This is a genomic window from Streptomyces sp. NPDC052109 (assembly GCF_040680195.1).
Taxonomy (GTDB): domain Bacteria; phylum Actinomycetota; class Actinomycetes; order Streptomycetales; family Streptomycetaceae; genus Streptomyces.
The window spans coordinates 36,520-54,058 of the sequence record NZ_JBFAWF010000032.1; the positions used below are offsets into that span (position 1 = coordinate 36,520).

The window sequence follows — 17,539 nt, forward strand, 5'->3', positions numbered from 1 at the left end:
GAGGGTGCCGCCGGGCAAGGAGGGCCGCATGACCGTACGGCGAGTAATGGGCATCGAGACGGAGTACGGGATCTCCGTCCCCGGCCACCCCAACGCCAATGCCATGCTCACCTCGTCCCAGATCGTCAACGCCTACGCGGCGGCGATGCACCGGGCCCGCCGGGCCCGCTGGGACTTCGAGGAAGAAAACCCGCTACGGGACGCACGAGGCTTCGACCTCGCCCGAGAGGCCGCCGACGCCAGCCAGCTCACCGACGAGGACATCGGCCTCGCCAACGTCATCCTCACCAACGGTGCGCGCCTCTACGTCGACCACGCCCACCCCGAATACAGCGCCCCCGAGGTCACCAACCCCCGCGACGCCGTCCTCTGGGACAAGGCCGGCGAGCGGATCATGGCCGAGGCCGCGGAACGCGCCGCCCAGCTCCCCGGCGCGCAGCCCATCCACCTCTACAAGAACAACACCGACAACAAGGGCGCCAGCTACGGCACGCACGAGAACTACCTGATGAAGCGGGAAACCCCCTTCTCGGACATCGTGCGCCACCTCACGCCCTTCTTCGTCTCCCGCCAGGTCTTCGCAGGCGCCGGCCGTGTCGGCATCGGCCAGGACGGCCACGAACACGGCTTCCAGCTCAGCCAGCGCGCCGACTACTTCGAGGTCGAGGTGGGCCTGGAGACCACCCTCAAGCGCCCCATCATCAACACCCGCGACGAGCCCCACGCCGACGCCGAGAAGTACCGGCGCCTCCACGTGATCATCGGCGACGCTAACCTCTCCGAGATCTCCACCTACCTCAAGCTGGGCACGACCGCCCTGGTCCTGTCCATGATCGAGGACGGTTTCATCGCCGTGGACCTCGCCGTCGACCAGCCCGTCCGCACCCTCCACCAGGTCTCCCACGACCCCTCCCTCGAGCGCCTGGTCACCCTCCGCAGCGGACGCACGCTCACCGCCGTCCAACTTCAGATGGAGTACTTCGAGCTGGCCCGCAAGTACGTCGAGGAGCGTTACGGCGCCGACGCCGACGACCAGACCAAGGACGTCCTCACCCGCTGGGAGGACACCCTCACGCGGCTGGAGAACGACCCCATGAGCCTCGCCGGCGAACTCGACTGGGTCGCCAAACGCGAACTCATGGAGGGCTACCGCCGTCGCGACAGCCTCGACTGGGACGCGGCCCGCCTCCACCTCGTCGACCTCCAGTACGCCGACGTGCGCGCCGAGAAGGGCCTCTACAACCGCCTCGTGGCCCGCGGCCGCATGAAGCGGCTCCTGGACGAGTCCGAGGTCGACAAGGCCCGCACCAGGCCGCCGGAGGACACGCGTGCCTACTTCCGCGGCCGCTGCCTGGAGCAGTACGCCGACGACGTCGCCGCGGCGAGCTGGGACTCGGTGATCTTCGACCTGCCCGGCCGGGACTCGTTGCAGCGCGTTCCAACCCTGGAACCGCTACGCGGAACGCGAAATCACGTCAAGGAACTGCTGGACCGCTGCCGCACCGCGGAAGACCTGGTCAGGGTCCTGTCAGGCGGCTGAGCGGGCCAGGGGGGTACTCGGTGCGGCCCCGGCGGACAGGGTGGAAATCCGGCCCGCCGGGAATCATCGAGGTGGCCCCCGTACGTTGGAGAAAGTGCGGGGCCGATGTCGGACCCGGCTTGTAGGGTCTGATCATCACCGATCGGCAGGCGATCTGAGCGGGGTGAGGGTTATGGCAACCAAGGACACCGGCGGCGGCCAGCAGAAGGCCACGCGCGACACCGAAGAGGTCGAGGAGCAGGCGCAGGACGCGCAGGCCCAGGGGGACCTCAAGGAGCGGCACGAGAAGCTGAGCGACGACGTGGACTCCGTCCTGGACGAGATCGACGACGTACTCGAGGAGAACGCCGAGGATTTCGTGCGCTCATTCGTGCAAAAGGGTGGAGAGTAAAGGCCAGTCGGTCGCAGTGCCTTCGAAGTGAAGGTGGCGGGGGAGTCTGGTGGCAGAGGGACCCAACGCGAGGGTATGCGGGAAGTGCGGGCGGGAACTGCCTCCTGACGCCTTCGCGCGCGACAGGAATCGACCTGACGGCCTCCAGGCGTATCGCCGGGAGTGCGCGGCGGAGTACGGCGCTGCGCACCACCGGCGCCGCCGGGAGGCCATGGGCAAGCCGGTCCGGGAGAACGGCACGGCAACGCGACCGCTTCCGACGGGCTGTCGACGCGCTGCAAGGGCGTGCCGGGCTGCGCTCGGACGAGAGGACCAACCGGGGCGGGGGCGTCTGCCGTGTATGCCTGGCCGCCGTGCCGGCACATGTGGATCACTGCCATGAGACGGGTAGGGTCCGTGGCGTACTGTGCTTCAGCTGCAACGCCGCACTGGGGCAGTTCAAAGATCGGCCCGACGTCACAAGCCGGGCTGCTGCATACGTGGAAGGAAACGCGTGGAAGCCAACACTCGTAGCACCGGGCGTCTACCAGCTGCCTTCCTGACGCCTGGATCCTCCTCCTTCATGGACTTTCTCTCCGAGCACCAGCCGGAGCTGTTGCCCGGCAACCGGCAGCTGCCGCCCACGCAGGGCGTGCTCGAGGCGCCGCACGGGACGACGATCGTGGCCGCGACGTTCCCCGGGGGCGTGGTGCTCGCCGGTGACCGTCGGGCCACCATGGGCAATGTGATCGCTCAGCGGGACATCGAGAAGGTGTTCCCCGCGGACGAGTACTCGGCGGTGGGTATCGCAGGCACCGCCGGCCTGGCCGTGGAGATGGTCAAGCTCTTCCAGCTGGAGCTGGAGCACTTCGAGAAGGTCGAGGGTGCGCAGCTGTCGCTGGAGGGCAAGGCGAACCGGCTGTCGACCATGATCCGGTCGAACCTGGGCATGGCCATGCAGGGCCTGGCGGTGGTCCCCCTCTTCGCCGGTTACGACGTGGACCGGGAGAAGGGCCGCATCTTCTCGTACGACGTCACGGGCGGCCGTTCCGAGGAGCACAACTTCGCGGCGACGGGTTCCGGCTCGATCTTCGCGCGGGGCGCGATGAAGAAGTTGTTCCGTGACGATCTGACCGAGGAGCAGGCGACCACGCTGGTGGTGCAGGCCCTCTACGACGCGGCTGACGACGACTCGGCGACCGGTGGTCCCGATGTCGCCCGCCGGATCTACCCGATCATCACCGTGATCACCGAGGACGGTTTCCGCCGGCTGACGGAGGAGGAGGCCTCCGAGATCGCCCGTGCGGTGCTGCAGAAGCGCCTGGAGGAGCCCGACGGCCCGAAGGCCGCCCTGCTCTGAGCGCGGGCCCCGGTTCTTATCAAGGTGATCCAGTGACCATGACAGAAAGGGACGGATAACCGGTGTCGACGCCGTTCTATGTCTCCCCCCAGCAGGCCATGGCCGACCGGGCGGAGTATGCCCGGAAGGGCATTGCCCGTGGCCGCAGCCTGGTGGTCATGCAGTTTGCCGACGGCATCGTGTTCGTCGGTGAGAACCCGTCCCGTGCGCTGCACAAGTTCAGCGAGATCTATGACCGGATCGGTTTTGCGGCCGCCGGCAAGTACAACGAGTACGAGAACCTGCGCATCGGTGGTGTGCGTTACGCCGACCTGCGGGGTTACACCTATGACCGTGATGATGTGACCGCCCGTGGTCTGGCGAACGTCTATGCCCAGACGCTCGGCACGATCTTCTCGTCGGCCGCCGAGAAGCCGTACGAGGTGGAGCTGGTCGTGGCCGAGGTGGGGGAGACCCCGGAGGGTGACCAGATCTATCGGCTGCCGCACGACGGCTCCATCGTGGACGAGCACGGCTCGGTCGCGGTGGGCGGCAACGCCGAGCAGATCAGCAGTTTCCTGGACCAGCGTCACCGTGACGGCATGTCGCTGGCGGAGGCTCTGAAGCTGGCGGTGCAGGCCTTGTCCCGTGACACCAACGGCAGCGAGCGGGAGATTCCCGCGGAGCGCCTTGAAGTGGCGGTGCTGGATCGTACGCGTCCGCAGAAGCGGAAGTTCAAGCGGATCGTCGGTCGTCAGCTGTCGCGTCTGCTGGCTGCGAACGGTGCGGCCACGGAGGCGGAGAGCTCGGAGGAGGAGGACGGCTCCGAGGAGGAGTGACCCGCCGCCCCGATTGCCCGCTCATGTGTGCCCCGGCCGTCGTCCTGGCCGGGGCACACGGCGTTCTCATACGTCACCGTGGTGTCTGGGCGGCGCGTGGCGGGGCCGTGGAACCCCGTACGACCAGGTGGACCGGGATGTCCCCACGCTCCGGTTCGCGGCCGTCCAGGACGGCGAGCAGGGCCTGCATGCCGCGTTCGCCGAAGAGTTCGGCGTCGAGTCGTACGGTGGTCAGCTCGGGGTCGATGGCGGTGGCGAGGCCGAGGTCGTCGACGCCGGTGACGGACACGTCGTCCGGTACGCGCAGGCCGAGGCGGTGCAGGGCCTTGTAGGCGCCGGCGGCGAGTTTGTCGTCGTCGCAGACGACGGCGGTGGGCCGGGGGCCGGGTGCGGTGAGGGCGGTCTCGGTGGCGGCCAGGGCTCCCTCGATGGAGATCGGGGCCGGGGCCGTACGTACGTGTGTGTTTGGTACGGCGGCGAGGCGTGCCGCCAGTTCACGCGCGCGTACTTCGAAGGTCCAGGAGGGTACGTCGGCGGCCAGGTGGAGGATGTGGCGGTGGCCGAGGCCCAGCAGGTGTTCGGCGATCTGGCGGATGCCGTCCGTGATGTCGAGGTTGACGGTGGCGGCGCCGAGGCTGCCGTGGGGGTCGCTGTCGAGCATGACGAGGGGGAGCTGGTCTCCGCGGATGGCGGTGAGCGCGTCGGCGGCCATGGAGGAGGCGATGACGCCGTCCAGGGCGGCTTGGGCGGAGGCGAAGGGGTCGCGGGCGGGGCCGATGCCTTCGGGGGAGGGGTAGAGGACCACGCCGAAGCCGTTGTCGGCGGCGACGCGGGCGGCGCCTGTGTAGACGCCGGCGAAGAACTCGGTGGTCAGGGCGGGGACGACGAGCAGGACGGTGCGGGTGTGGCCGAGGCGGAGGTTGCGGGCGGCGAGGTTGGGGCGGTAGCCGAGTTCGCGCGCCGCTTCGCGGACTCGTTCGGCGGTGGCTTCGGAGACCCGGCCGCGCCATTTGTCGCCGAGGACGAGGGAGACGGCGGCCTGGGAGACGCCGGCCGCGTGGGCGACGTCCCTGCTGGTCGGGCGCGTGCTGCTGCGTGCCACCGGCGGGCTGCTCCTTCGTCTGGACGCGTGAACAGCGCACATGGTACGTATGGGAGAGGAAGTTATACGTAAAACGTCGGGTTGTCTCGGTGGCCCGGTCGAGCCGCGGGAGGGCAGGCACATGGCCACGGGCTATCTGGAGATACTCCGGGCGAGGCATGCGCTGCGGTTGCTCACCGGCACCTTGGTGGGGCGGCTGCCGAACGCCACCGCCGCGATCGCCCTGGTGTTGTTCGTTCGTGCCGAGGGCGGCACCTACAGCCTCGCGGGTGCGCTCGCGGCGGTCTACGGCGTGGCCAACGCCGTCGGTCAGCCGGTGCTGGGCCGGCTGGTGGACCTGTACGGTCAGCCGCGTGTCCAGCTGCCGGCGGCCGTTCTCGCGGCTGCGTCCATGACGCTGTTCGCGTTCTCGGGTACCGATCCGCTGCCGCAGGCGTACGTGGCCGTCGCGGCGGCCGGCCTGTTCGCGCCCCCGCTGGAGGGGGGTCTGCGTGCCCTGTGGCCGTCGGTGCTCCGTCGTGAGGAGCAGGTGCACACGGCGTACGCGATGGACGCGGTCGCGCAGGAGATCATGTTCACGGTGGGGCCGCTGCTGGTGACGCTGTGTGTGTCGCTGTGGGACCAGCGTGCGGCTCTTCTCGTGCTGAACGTGCTGGGGGTGCTGGGGGCGCTGTCGGTGGTGGTGTCGCCGCCTTCGCGCGCGTGGCGGTCGGCTCCGCGTGAGGCGCACTGGCTGGGTGCGCTGCGCTCTGCCGGCCTGCTCGCGCTGCTCGGCGCGTTCCTGTTCGTGGGTGTCGCGCTGGGCTCGATCACGGTGGCGTCGGTGTCGTACGCCGATGCGCACGGTGGTGACGCGGTGTACGGCTGGATGATGGCGGGGCTCGGGCTGGGGGCACTGGTCGGTGGCACGCTGTACGGGGCCCGGGAGTGGGCGGGTCCGCCGGAGCGGCGACTGCGGGTGCTGGTGGCGCTTCTGGCGGTGTGTTATCTGCCGTTGACGCTGGCGCCGGGCGCGGTGGCCATGGTGGTGCTGTCGGTGGTCTCGGGGGTCTTCCTGGCGCCGTGCATCGCCTGTGCGTTCATCATCGTGGACCGGCATGCGCCGAGCGGGACGGTCACGGAGGCGTTCTCGTGGCTTGTGACGACGTTCACCGTGGGTGCCTCGGCGGGGACGGGCGTGACGGGTCCGGTGGTCCAGGCGGGTGGCACGGTGTGGGGTTTCGCGGTTCCGGGTGCGGCGGGGGCCGTGTCGTTGCTGGTGCTGCTGGCCACGGGGAAGGTCCTCGCAGCTCCCGCGCGGGGCGGGGTCGTTGCGTCTTCATCGGAAAATGATCCAAATCGTGCTGTCGAACCCCGTTTCAGCTCAGGGGATCGGGCGTAATGTTCACTCATGGACCGCCGCATTTTCGGGCTGGAGAACGAGTACGGCGTCACGTGCACGTTCAGGGGACAGCGGCGCCTGTCTCCTGACGAGGTGGCGCGGTACCTCTTCCGCCGTGTCGTGTCATGGGGCCGCAGCAGCAATGTCTTTCTGCGAAACGGCGCCCGGCTCTATCTCGACGTGGGCTCACATCCGGAATACGCGACACCCGAGTGTGACAACGTGATCGAACTGGTCACCCACGACAAGGCCGGCGAGCGCATTCTCGAAGGACTCCTGGTGGACGCGGAACGACGCCTGCACGAGGAGGGAATCGCGGGCGACGTCTACCTGTTCAAGAACAACACCGACTCGGCGGGCAACTCCTACGGCTGCCACGAGAACTATCTGGTGGCGCGGCACGGGGAGTTCTCCCGGCTCGCGGACATCCTCATCCCGTTCCTGGTGACCAGGCAGTTGCTGTGCGGTGCGGGGAAGGTGCTGCAGACGCCGCGTGGTGCGGTGTACTGCGTGAGCCAGCGCGCGGAGCACATCTGGGAGGGCGTGTCCTCGGCGACGACCCGGTCGAGGCCGATCATCAACACGCGCGACGAGCCGCACGCGGACGCGGAGCGTTACCGCCGGCTGCACGTCATCGTCGGTGACTCCAACATGTCCGAGACGACGATGCTGCTGAAGGTCGGGGCCACGGACCTGGTGCTGCGCATGATCGAGGCGGGCACGGTGATGCGGGATCTGACGCTGGAGAACCCGATCCGGGCGATCCGGGAGGTCAGTCACGACATCACGGGCCGGCGCAAGGTGCGTCTGGCGAGCGGCCGGGAGGCGTCGGCGCTGGAGGTGCAGCGGGAGTACTTCGACAAGGCGGTGGACTTCTGCGACCGCCGCGGGATCCGCACGGGCACGGTCGCGCAGGTGCTGGAGCTGTGGGGTCGTACGCTGGACGCGATCGAGACCGAGGAACTGGACCGGATCGCCACCGAGATCGACTGGGTGATGAAGTACAAGCTCATCGAGCGGTACCGGGCCAAGCACAACATGACCATGTCGCATCCGCGGGTCGCTCAGATAGACCTCGCCTACCACGACATCCACCGTCGTCGTGGCCTGTACTACCTGCTGGAGAAGAAGGGTCAGGCGACCCGGGTCTGCAACGACTTGAAGATCTTCGAGGGCAAGTCGGTCCCGCCGCAGACCACTCGGGCGCGGCTGCGCGGCGACTTCATCCGGCGGGCACAGGAACAGCGCAGGGACTTCACGGTCGACTGGGTGCATCTGAAGCTGAACGACCAGGCGCAGCGGACGGTGTTGTGCAAGGACCCGTTCCGTTCGGTGGACGACCGGGTGGAGAAGCTGATCGCCGGAATGTAGCCAAAGGCTGGTGAGTCAAGCGTTTCGGGCGTGAAATGCCGGAACGCCACACGGGCGTCGTACGTTTCCCGTACGGCGCCCTTCTCACGCCGTAGAGTTGCGCGCACGCCATCCACAAGATCGACCGATTACGAGGCTCTTCCGTGCGCCGACGTTCCCTCATCCTCGCCGCCGTTCCCGCAGGTCTGGTCACACTCGCCGCGTGCGGTGACAACAAGTCCAGTTCCAGCAAGGCCAGTGCCTCGCCGTCGCCGTCGCCGTCGCCGTCGGTGTCCACGCCTCCTCCGCCGAAGATCGTGGACGGGCCGTTGCCGGCGATCACGGCGGGCACGAAGTTCGGTGAGAAGCCGACGGTGGCCAAGGGCCCGGGTGAGCCGTCGAAGAACCTGGCGGTGAAGACGGTGATCGCGGGCGCTGGTCGTACGGTCGCGGAGAACGACTTCATCCAGGCGAACTACCTGGGGCAGATCTGGGACACGGGCAAGGTCTTCGACAACTCCTACGACCGCAAGCGTCCGCTGGTGATGCAGCTGGCCCAGGGCAGCATCATCGACGGCTGGCGGTACGGGCTCGCGGGCAGGAAGACGGGCAGCCGGGTCCTGATGGCGGTGCCGCCGACGTGGGGTTACGGCACGTCGGGGAACGCGCAGGCGGGCATCAAGGGCACGGACACGCTCGTGTTCGTCATCGACCTGATCGAGTCGTTCAACTCCAAGAGCTCGGCCAAGGGCAAGGAGGTCGCGCAGAGCGACGCCGCGCTGCCGAAGGTGGCCACGAACACCGACGGCGGCGTCCCGAAGGTCACCGTCCCGAAGACGAACCCGCCGAAGAAGCTCGTGTCGACCTACGTCCTGGAAGGCGACGGCCCCGAGCTGAAGGCCGACCAGACGGTGCTGTGCCAGTTCCAGGGGCTGGTCTGGGACAGCGGGAAGACGTTCGAGCGGACGTACGGCTCGGGCCGGCTCAGCGAGTTCGCGCTGGAGCAGATGCAGCAGGCGGTGAAGGGCCTGGCGCAGGGGCTGACCGGCAAGAAGGTGGGCAGCCGGGTGCTGATCGTCGTGCCGCCGGAGCTGGGTTACGGCAACACTCCGCCGAGCGGTGGTGTCATCAAGAAGGGTGCGACGCTCGTGTTCACGGTGGACATCCTGGCGGCGATGTAGTCGCTCGTGTCCGTTGCGGGCGGCAGAGCTGCGGAGATGAAAGACTGTCGGCGTTTCGTGTCGTACACAAGCAGGAGCTTTTGACGTGAGCATCGATAAGCCCGAGATCGACTTCCCGGGCGGCGAGCCCCCGGCGGACCTCGAGATCAAGGACATCTGGGAGGGCGACGGGCCGGTGGCGCAGGCGGGTCAGACCGTCACCGTCCACTACGTGGGTGTCGCCTTCAGCACCGGCGAGGAGTTCGACGCCAGCTGGAACCGGGGCACGCCGTTCCGCTTCCCGCTGGGTGGGGGCCGTGTCATCGCGGGCTGGGACCAGGGTGTGCAGGGCATGAAGGTCGGTGGCCGCCGCCAGCTGACCATCCCCGCCCACCTCGCCTACGGCAACCAGAGCCCGACCCCGGCGATCAAGCCGGGCGAGACGCTGATCTTCGTGGTGGACCTCCTGGGCGTCTGATCCCCGCCCGATCCCCACATGATCGCCTGATCGACCGGCCGTGTCCGACCGGATCCGATCACCTGGGGCCCATGCCTGTCCGGGCATGGGCCCTCGGCTTTTGTCACCGCACCGAGGAGCGGTACGGTCATCGGTCGGAAGCACGATAGGGAAGGTGAAGGGCGTCGATGGCCATTGCCAAGGCCGAGCGGCTGATGAACCTCGCGCTGTGTCTGCTCGGCACCCGGCGGCCACTCAGCAAGCGTGAGCTGCGTGCGTCCATCGAGGCCTACCTCGAGGCGGGCTCGGACGACTCCTTCAACCGGATGTTCGAGCGGGACAAGGACGACCTGCGCGAGCTGGGTCTGGTCATCGAGACGGTGGAGAACCTCGACGGCGAGGTCGGCTACATGGCCCGCCGCGACAGCAACCGTCTGCCGCCCATCACCCTGGACGCCGAAGAGGCCGCGGCGCTCGGCCTCGCCGCGAAGGTGTGGCAGCAGGCCCGTCTGGCCGGCGCCGCCAGTGGTGCGCTGCAGAAGCTGCGCGCCGCGGGGCTCCCCGAGGGCGTCGACCCGTACGAGGCGCACGGCGCCCTCGAACCCCGCATTCCGGTGCACGAGGCCGCGTTCGAGCCGCTGATGCTGGCCTGCCGCGACCGCCGCCCGGTCGTCTTCGACTACCGCAAGGCCTCCGCCGCCCACCCCGAGCCCAGGCACGTGGAGCCATGGGCGCTGGAGTGCTGGCGCGGCCACTGGTACCTGGCCGGTTTCGACCGGGACCGGGGCGCCGAGCGGGTCTTCCGGCTGTCCCGGATCACCGGCCGGGTCCGCTCGCGCGGTACGGGCTTCACCGCGCCCGTGCCCGACGTGGTGACCGTGCGCGAGACCGTCGCGAGCTGGGCGGGCGAGATCGCCGACGGCACGGCCCTGATCCGGCTGCGCTCCGGCGCCGGTTACCCCCTCCGGGCGAAGGCCGGCAAGGTGCGGGAACTCGGCGACGGGTGGGACGAGTTGGAGATTCCGTACGGGCACGGCCTGGACGCCTGGCTGGTGGAGTTCGGGCCGGACGTGGTGGTCCTGGAGCCGGCCGAGCTGCGCGCGGACGTGGTGGACCGGCTGCGTGCCGTGGCCAAGGGCTGAGGGGGGAGCAGGACTGTGGCAGGCAAACCGGTCAGGCCCGTGAACGCCATCGACCAGACCCGTCGGATGCTCTCCCTGGTGACGTATCTGCGTGAGCGGCCCGGCGCGCGGATCGCCGACGTGGCGCGTGCCTTCGGCATCACCGAGGACGAGCTGGTCGCCGACCTCGATCTGCTGCCCATGTGCGGCACCAGCTTCCGCGGCGGTGACCTGCTGGACATCGACACCGACGGCGAGCGCATCTGGTGGCACAACCCGGCCGCACTCGGCGAGGAGGCCGCCGAGCCGCTGCGGCTGGCCGCCGACGAGGCCACCGCGCTGCTGGTGGCGGCCCGCGCGGTCTCGACCCTGCCGGGCCTGCGGGAGGGCGACCGGCAGGCCCTGCTGCGCGCCACGGCCAAGGTGGAGGCCGCCGCCGGCGAAGCTGCGGGCGCCAGCTCCCGGCTGTCGGTGACCTTCGAGTCCGAGGGCGGGGTCTTCGCCGACGTCGACCGGGCGATCTCCGAGCGCCGCCGGCTGTGGATCCGCTACTACTCCCCGGCCCGCGACGAGGTCACCGAGCGCGAGATCGACCCGATCCGCCTGGTCAGCGTCGGCCACACCTATGTGGAGGCCTGGTGCCGTCGCTCCGAGGCCCGGCGGACCTTCCGGCTCGACCGGGTCGCCGAGATCAGGATCCTGGACGAGCCGTCCGCGCCGCCCGAGATAGAGCTGCGCGACCTCTCCGAGGGGCTGGTGCAGCCGGCCGCCGAGGACCCGGAGGTCGTGGTCGAGGTCGGCCCGGGCGGCCGCTGGGTGGCCGAGTACTACCCGCACGACAGCGCCGATGAGCTTCCCGACGGCGGGCTGCGTATCACTCTGCGGACCCCCGATCCGGCCTCCCTGCGGCGCCTCGCGCTGCGGCTCGGCGCCGACGGCCGGATCGTCTCCCCGCCCGAGCTGGCCGAGAGCGCCCGCCGGGCGGCGGCGGAGGCCCTGGCGGCGTACGACACGGCGCCGCCGGAGTGAGCTGCCGGGGCGCTGCGCGCGCCCAGGGGCGCGGGGAACCGCGCGACCAGCCACGACGGCGCCGCAGATGACAACGGCGCATCGACGGCCGGTGAACGACCCACGAGAAGGAGCGAGGCCTGTGAGCGAGTCTCGGGTGTCCGGTGCGGGTGAGATGACGGTGGCGGCCGCCTTCGCCGGGATGAGGAGAGCGGTCCCCGTGGTGTTCAAGGCGGGCTGCCCGGACTGCCGGGGCCGCTTCGAGCTCGCCGCGAGCGCGCTGCGCCTGGCCATCGGCGCCAGCAGCCGGACGACGTTCTACTCCTTCACCTGCCCGGAGTGCGGTGCCGCCGTCCGCAAGCCCGCAGGTGAGCGCATTGTCGAGTTGCTCACCGGCGGCGGCGTCAGCACGCTGCGGCTGCACTCCACGGTGTAGCACGCCGCGGCCCGCCGGGGCTGCGGGAGCCTGAGGCCGCGCTCGGGGTGCGGGGTGCTGAGGGCGGAGGTGGGTGTCGGGCCTTGAGGGTGGACTCGGGGTGCAGGACCGGGAAGCCGGGCCCGGGGCGCGGGAGCCTGGCCCGGGCCCGGGGTGCGGGCGCCTGAGATCGTGCTCGGGGTGTCGGGCCCTGAGGGCGGAGTCGGGTGGAGGACCCCGAAGCCGGACTCGGGGTGCGGGAGCCTGAGGCCGCGCTCGGGGTGCGGGGTGCTGAGGGCGGAGCCGGGTGCGGGACCCGGACGCCGGACTCGGGGTGGAGGGCCCTGAGGGTGGAATCGACGTGCAGCTCCCCGCGGCCGCGAGCCCAGGTACCAGGCCCCCCGAAGCCGCCCGGTGCGGGGGCCCCGGAGCCGCACTTCGCGGCGCAGGCGGCTGCGTCGCACCGCTGGGGACGGTCTAGTCTCGACGTCATGTTCTGGCCGATGTTCGCGGTAGCGGTGGGTTTCCTGGGTCTAGCGGTGCTGGGGGTGCTCGCCGTCCGGGTCTTCCTGGAGGCCAGGCGCCTCGGACAGCAGGTCGCCGACTCCGCGCGCCGTATCGACAGGGCGGCCGAGGATCTGGAGCGGGCGGCCGGCAGCGCGGCCCGCGCTGTAGATGCCCTGTGATTGCGTCACGTCGTGCGATTTGGGGCACTTCGGCCTGTCACCTTGCGGGTTCGGCCAGGTACGCTGCTGGTCGCGGCCCGGAATTTGAGGCGCGGTCCGCGGAGCGGGCGTACGCACGGGGATTGTCCACCGTTCACCCCAGGGCGTTACGATCGCTGCCAGCACGATGGTCAGACAAATGTCCGACCCGTCGGACACGCCCCGTCGCCCCGCCTCAGTGAGAAGGTGAAGACTTTATGTTCCGCAACGCACTTGAGCCGTGGCACCTGGTGCTGCTGATTCTGGTGATCGTCCTCGTGTTCGGCTCCAAGAAGCTTCCGGACATGGCGCGTTCTCTCGGCAAGTCCGCGCGCATCCTCAAGAGCGAGGCCAAGGCGATGAAGGACGAGGGGAAGCAGTCCACCACCTCCGCGCAGCCCGCCGAGGAGCCGACCCCCGCCCAGCGCACGATCCAGGCCGCGCCCGGCGACGTGTCCAGCTCCCGCCCGGTCAACGAGCCGACCGACACGACCCAGCGCTGACGCGAGGACCGGGGCGTCCGGTCCGTTGCACGAGATGAGGATGTGGGTTGCTCAAGTCTGCCCGCAATACGGAGAAGGATCCCGAGGGGCGGATGCCGCTCGCGGATCACTTGCGTGAGCTGCGCAACCGGCTCGCGAAGGGCGTTCTGGCGATCGTCGTCGTCGCGGTGGTGTCGGCCTTCTTCTACAAGGACATCATCAACTTCATCACCCAGCCGGTGCTCCACTCGGTCGGTTGCGGGCAGTCCTTCGGGCAGCTGGCCAAGACCAAGAACGTCCACTGTGCGCACATCACGGTCAGCGGCCTGCTGGCGCCGTTCACCCTGGCCCTGAAGACCGCGCTGACGGCCGGTGTCGTACTGGCGGCGCCGGTCTGGCTCTACCAGCTGTGGGCGTTCGTCGCACCCGGCCTGCACCGGCACGAGAAGAAGTACGCCTACGCGTTCGTCGGTTTCGGCTTCCCCCTCTTCCTGGTCGGTGGCTACCTCGCCTTCCACGTGCTGCCCGTGACGGCGAAGTTCCTCGTCGACCTCACGCCGGGCGGTGCGGAGAACCTGCTCCCGCTGGACGACCTCCTCGACCTGGTCACGCGCATGGTCGTCGTCTTCGGCCTCGCCTTCGAGATGCCGTTGCTGCTGGTGATGCTCAACCTCACCGGCATCCTGTCCGGTCGGCGGATGCTCGGCTGGTGGCGCGGCATGATCGTCGGTATCGCCGCCTTCGCGGCCGTGGCCACACCCAGCCCCGACCCGGGGACGATGCTGGCGCTGGCGGCACCGATCTGGGGGCTGTTCTTCATCGCCGTGGGCTTCTCGCTGCTCAACGACCGGCGCCGGGCCCGCCGCGAGGCGCAGGGCCCCGCCGACGACGAGGCCTCCGAGCTCGACCTCACTCCCGAGGACATCGGCGAGATCGAGCCCGTCGCGGCCAGCCGGTCCCTGCCCGAGCCGACCGGCACGGACCGGGTCAACGGCTACGACGACGTGACCTGAGCCCGCGCCTCACCGAGCCGCACGATGCCCCCGCCCTGGTGGACGGGGGCATCGTCGTGTCGCGAGGCAAATGATCGGGATAATGATCGTCCTGTTGTCAGCGGGGCCCGGTACGCTCGAAAGCACGATGACAGAGGACCTCTCACCGGCCGAGCGGTATGCGGCGGCCCGCAGGCGGGCAGCCGAGCAGGCCACCGCGCTCGCGTCCTTCCGCGAGATGTACGACTTCGGCCTCGACCCCTTCCAGATCGAGGCCTGCCAGGCACTCGAAGCGGGGAAGGGCGTACTGGTGGCCGCCCCCACCGGCTCGGGCAAGACGATCGTGGGCGAGTTCGCCGTCCACCTCGCCCTGCAGCAGGGCAAGAAGTGCTTCTACACGACACCCATCAAGGCGCTGTCGAACCAGAAGTACGCCGACCTGTGCCGCCGCTACGGCACCGGCAAGGTCGGCCTGCTCACCGGCGACAACAGCGTGAACTCCGACGCCCCGGTGGTCGTGATGACCACCGAGGTCCTGCGGAACATGCTCTACGCCGGCTCCCAGACCCTCCTCGGCCTCGGCTACGTCGTCATGGACGAGGTCCACTACCTCTCCGACCGCTTCCGCGGCGCCGTCTGGGAAGAGGTGATCATCCACCTGCCCGAGTCGGTGACCCTGGTGTCGCTGTCGGCCACCGTGTCCAACGCCGAGGAGTTCGGTGACTGGCTGGACACCGTCCGTGGCGACACCGAGGTGATCGTCTCCGAGCACCGGCCCGTGCCCCTGTTCCAGCACGTCCTCGCCGGGCGCCGGATGTACGACCTGTTCGAGGAGGGCGAGGGCCACAAGAAGGCCGTCAACCCCGACCTGGTCCGCCTGGCCCGCATGGAGGCCAGCAGACCCTCGTACCAGGACCGGCGGCGCGGCCGGGCGATGCGCGAGGCCGACCGGGAGCGCGAGCGCAGACAGCGCTCGCGCGTGTGGACACCGGGCCGGCCCGAGGTCATCGAGCGACTGGACTCCGAGGGCCTGCTCCCGGCCATCACCTTCATCTTCAGCCGCGCCGCCTGCGAGGCCGCCGTCCAGCAGTGCCTGTACGCGGGCCTGCGGCTCAACGACGAGGAGGCCCGGGAACGGGTCCGCGCCCTGGTCGAGGAGCGCACCGCCTCCATTCCGCCCGAGGACCTGCACGTCCTCGGCTACTACGAATGGCTGGAGGGCCTGGAGCGCGGCATCGCCGCCCACCACGCGGGCATGCTGCCGACCTTCAAGGAGGTCGTGGAGGAATTGTTCGTGCGCGGCCTGGTGAAGGCGGTGTTCGCCACCGAGACCCTCGCGCTCGGCATCAACATGCCGGCCCGCTCGGTGGTGCTGGAGAAGCTCGTCAAGTGGAACGGCGAGCAGCACGCCGACATCACCCCCGGCGAGTACACCCAGCTGACCGGCCGCGCCGGCCGCCGGGGCATCGACATCGAGGGACACGCGGTCGTGCTGTGGCAGCGCGGCATGAGCCCCGAGCACCTCGCCGGTCTCGCGGGCACGCGCACGTACCCGCTGCGCTCCAGCTTCAAGCCGTCGTACAACATGGCGGTCAACCTGGTCGAGCAGTTCGGCCGGCACCGCTCGCGCGAACTGCTGGAGACGTCCTTCGCGCAGTTCCAGGCCGACAAGTCGGTCGTCGGGATCTCCCGCCAGGTGCAGCGCAACGAGGAGGGCCTGGAAGGCTACAAGGCCTCCATGACCTGCCACCTCGGCGACTTCGAGGAGTACGCGCGACTGCGCCGCGAACTGAAGGACCGCGAGACCGAGCTGGCCCGGCAGGGCGCCAACCTGCGGCGCGCCGAGGCGGCCGGCGCCCTGGAGCGGCTCAAGCCGGGCGACGTCATCCACGTCCCCACGGGCAAGTACGCGGGCCTGGCCCTGGTGCTCGACCCGGGCCTGCCCGCCGGCCGCTCCAACGGCCATCGCGGTTACGATCACTACGACGGCCCGCGCCCGCTGGTGCTGACCGCCGAACGCCAGGTCAAGCGGCTGGCGGCGATGGACTTCCCGGTGCCGGTGGAGCCGCTGGACCGGATGCGCATCCCGAAGTCCTTCAATCCGCGCTCGCCACAGTCCCGCAGGGACCTGGCCTCCGCGCTGCGCACCAAGGCCGGGCACATCCCCGCGGAGCGGGCCCGCAAGAAGCGCTCCCAGGCCGCCGACGACCGTGAGATCGCCCGCCTGCGCACCGCCATCCGCGCGCATCCCTGCCACGGCTGCAACGACCGTGAGGACCACGCCCGTTGGGCCGAGCGCTACCACCGGCTGCTGCGCGACACCTCGCAGCTGGAGCGCCGCATCGAGGGCCGTACGAACACGATCGCGCGCACCTTCGACCGGATCGTGGCCCTGCTGACCGAGCTGGACTACCTGCGCGGCGACGAGGTCACCGAGCACGGCAAGCGGCTCGCCCGGCTTTACGGGGAACTCGATCTGCTGGCCAGCGAATGCCTGCGCGAGCGGGTCTGGGAGGGCCTCGGCCCGGCCGAACTCGCCGCCTGCGTCTCGGCGCTGGTGTACGAGGCACGGGTCGGCGACGACGCGATGGCGCCCAAGCTCCCGTCGGGCCAGGCGAGGGCCGCGCTCGGTGAGATGGTGCGGATCTGGGGCCGGCTGGACGGTCTGGAGGAGGAGTTCCGGATCAACCAGACCGAGGGCGTCGGGCAGCGCGAGCCGGATCTGGGCTTCGCCTGGGCCGCGTACATGTGGGCCTCGGGCAAGGGGCTCGACGAGGTGCTGCGCGAGGCGGACATGCCCGCGGGGGACTTCGTGCGGTGGTGCAAGCAGGTGATCGACGTGCTGGGCCAGATCTCCGCGGCGGCTCCTGTGGAGGGCTCGACCGTGGCCAAGGCCGCGCGCAAGGCCGTGGATCAGTTGCTGCGGGGTGTGGTCGCCTACTCGTCGGTGGGATGACCTGACGCATCGCGGGCGCGGGTGAACTGCCGTTGATCGCGCAGTTCCCCGCGCTCCTCCACGGAGTGGCACCTGTCCGGTGCCCGGAAGAACCCTGACCCACCTGCACTTTCACTCATCACGGTGAGTCACTTTCGCATGCCCGTACCCAGTGACCGAACGTGTTCGAATGGCAGCCCTGCGTGTAAATGGGGCCGAGCGTACTCCTGTCGTACGGGCGATTTCAGGTGCTTGCCGAATATGACACGGCGATGATCCGGTCGGACTAAGCTCGCCCGCGGCGCACCGAGTTGAGGTGAATTCGTGCGCCTGTTCCCAAACAT

At 69.7% G+C, this 17,539-nt stretch carries 17 protein-coding genes; 16 read left to right on the plus strand and 1 reads right to left on the minus strand.

Features of this window, described 5'->3' with window-relative positions:
- The first annotated feature begins 28 nt into the window (after window positions 1–28).
- From dop to prcA, 5 genes are all read left to right on the plus strand, one after another.
- A complete protein-coding gene (gene dop / locus AB0L59_RS38535) occupies window positions 29–1,540 on the plus strand; it encodes a depupylase/deamidase Dop (RefSeq protein WP_365591777.1) in 1,512 nt (503 codons plus the stop codon).
- A gap of 172 nt (window positions 1,541–1,712) precedes the next feature.
- Window positions 1,713–1,931, plus strand: a complete 219-nt coding sequence (locus AB0L59_RS38540) for a ubiquitin-like protein Pup (protein ID WP_365591780.1) — start codon at window positions 1,713–1,715, stop codon at window positions 1,929–1,931.
- A gap of 365 nt (window positions 1,932–2,296) precedes the next feature.
- Window positions 2,297–2,473, plus strand: coding sequence for an endonuclease domain-containing protein (locus tag AB0L59_RS38545; RefSeq protein WP_365591877.1), 177 nt, complete (start codon window positions 2,297–2,299; stop codon window positions 2,471–2,473).
- Entirely contained in the window at window positions 2,425–3,270 is an 846-nt protein-coding gene (gene prcB / locus AB0L59_RS38550; RefSeq protein WP_365591783.1) for a proteasome subunit beta, read from the plus strand. The genes AB0L59_RS38545 and prcB overlap by 49 nt, the downstream gene beginning before the upstream one ends.
- Before the next feature lie 62 nt (window positions 3,271–3,332).
- Entirely contained in the window at window positions 3,333–4,088 is a 756-nt protein-coding gene (gene prcA / locus AB0L59_RS38555; RefSeq protein WP_365591785.1) for a proteasome subunit alpha, read from the plus strand.
- Window positions 4,089–4,161: 73 nt separating this feature from the next.
- Here prcA and AB0L59_RS38560 read toward each other — a convergent pair whose 3' ends face one another.
- Window positions 4,162–5,190, minus strand: a complete 1,029-nt coding sequence (locus AB0L59_RS38560) for a LacI family DNA-binding transcriptional regulator (RefSeq protein WP_365591788.1) — start codon at window positions 5,188–5,190, stop codon at window positions 4,162–4,164.
- Window positions 5,191–5,311: 121 nt separating this feature from the next.
- On the opposite strand from AB0L59_RS38560, the gene AB0L59_RS38565 reads away from it, so the two are divergent.
- The 11 genes from AB0L59_RS38565 to AB0L59_RS38615 all read left to right on the plus strand — a co-directional run bounded on the left by AB0L59_RS38565 (window position 5,312) and on the right by AB0L59_RS38615 (window position 17,216).
- The gene (locus AB0L59_RS38565; RefSeq protein WP_365591880.1) at window positions 5,312–6,571 is read left to right on the plus strand and encodes an MFS transporter; all 1,260 of its coding nucleotides are present in this window, start codon (window positions 5,312–5,314) and stop codon (window positions 6,569–6,571) included.
- A 9-nt stretch (window positions 6,572–6,580) separates the two neighbouring features.
- A complete protein-coding gene (gene pafA / locus AB0L59_RS38570) occupies window positions 6,581–7,942 on the plus strand; it encodes a Pup--protein ligase (protein WP_365591791.1) in 1,362 nt (453 codons plus the stop codon).
- 143 nt (window positions 7,943–8,085) lie between these two features.
- On the plus strand, window positions 8,086–9,102 hold the full coding sequence (locus tag AB0L59_RS38575; RefSeq protein WP_365591794.1) for an FKBP-type peptidyl-prolyl cis-trans isomerase: 1,017 nt from the start codon (window positions 8,086–8,088) through the stop codon (window positions 9,100–9,102).
- An 85-nt stretch (window positions 9,103–9,187) separates the two neighbouring features.
- Window positions 9,188–9,559, plus strand: coding sequence for an FKBP-type peptidyl-prolyl cis-trans isomerase (locus tag AB0L59_RS38580; RefSeq protein ID WP_189880969.1), 372 nt, complete (start codon window positions 9,188–9,190; stop codon window positions 9,557–9,559).
- Between the two features lie 167 nt (window positions 9,560–9,726).
- Window positions 9,727–10,680 carry a WYL domain-containing protein gene (locus tag AB0L59_RS38585; RefSeq protein ID WP_365591797.1) on the plus strand — a complete coding sequence of 318 codons (954 nt, stop codon included), beginning with the start codon at window positions 9,727–9,729 and terminating at the stop codon, window positions 10,678–10,680.
- Between the two features lie 15 nt (window positions 10,681–10,695).
- On the plus strand, window positions 10,696–11,688 hold the full coding sequence (locus tag AB0L59_RS38590; protein ID WP_365591800.1) for a WYL domain-containing protein: 993 nt from the start codon (window positions 10,696–10,698) through the stop codon (window positions 11,686–11,688).
- 154 nt (window positions 11,689–11,842) lie between these two features.
- Entirely contained in the window at window positions 11,843–12,103 is a 261-nt protein-coding gene (locus tag AB0L59_RS38595) for a hypothetical protein (protein WP_365591883.1), read from the plus strand.
- A gap of 470 nt (window positions 12,104–12,573) precedes the next feature.
- A complete protein-coding gene (locus AB0L59_RS38600) occupies window positions 12,574–12,768 on the plus strand; it encodes a hypothetical protein (protein WP_365591802.1) in 195 nt (64 codons plus the stop codon).
- A 236-nt stretch (window positions 12,769–13,004) separates the two neighbouring features.
- Window positions 13,005–13,289: a Sec-independent protein translocase subunit TatA gene (gene tatA, locus AB0L59_RS38605; RefSeq protein WP_365591805.1), complete on the plus strand. Its 285-nt coding sequence runs from the start codon at window positions 13,005–13,007 to the stop codon at window positions 13,287–13,289.
- Window positions 13,290–13,336: 47 nt separating this feature from the next.
- Window positions 13,337–14,281 carry a twin-arginine translocase subunit TatC gene (tatC, locus tag AB0L59_RS38610; protein ID WP_365591808.1) on the plus strand — a complete coding sequence of 315 codons (945 nt, stop codon included), beginning with the start codon at window positions 13,337–13,339 and terminating at the stop codon, window positions 14,279–14,281.
- Window positions 14,282–14,363: 82 nt separating this feature from the next.
- The gene (locus AB0L59_RS38615) at window positions 14,364–17,216 is read left to right on the plus strand and encodes a DEAD/DEAH box helicase (RefSeq protein WP_365591810.1); all 2,853 of its coding nucleotides are present in this window, start codon (window positions 14,364–14,366) and stop codon (window positions 17,214–17,216) included.
- The last annotated feature ends 323 nt before the right edge of the window (window positions 17,217–17,539 follow it).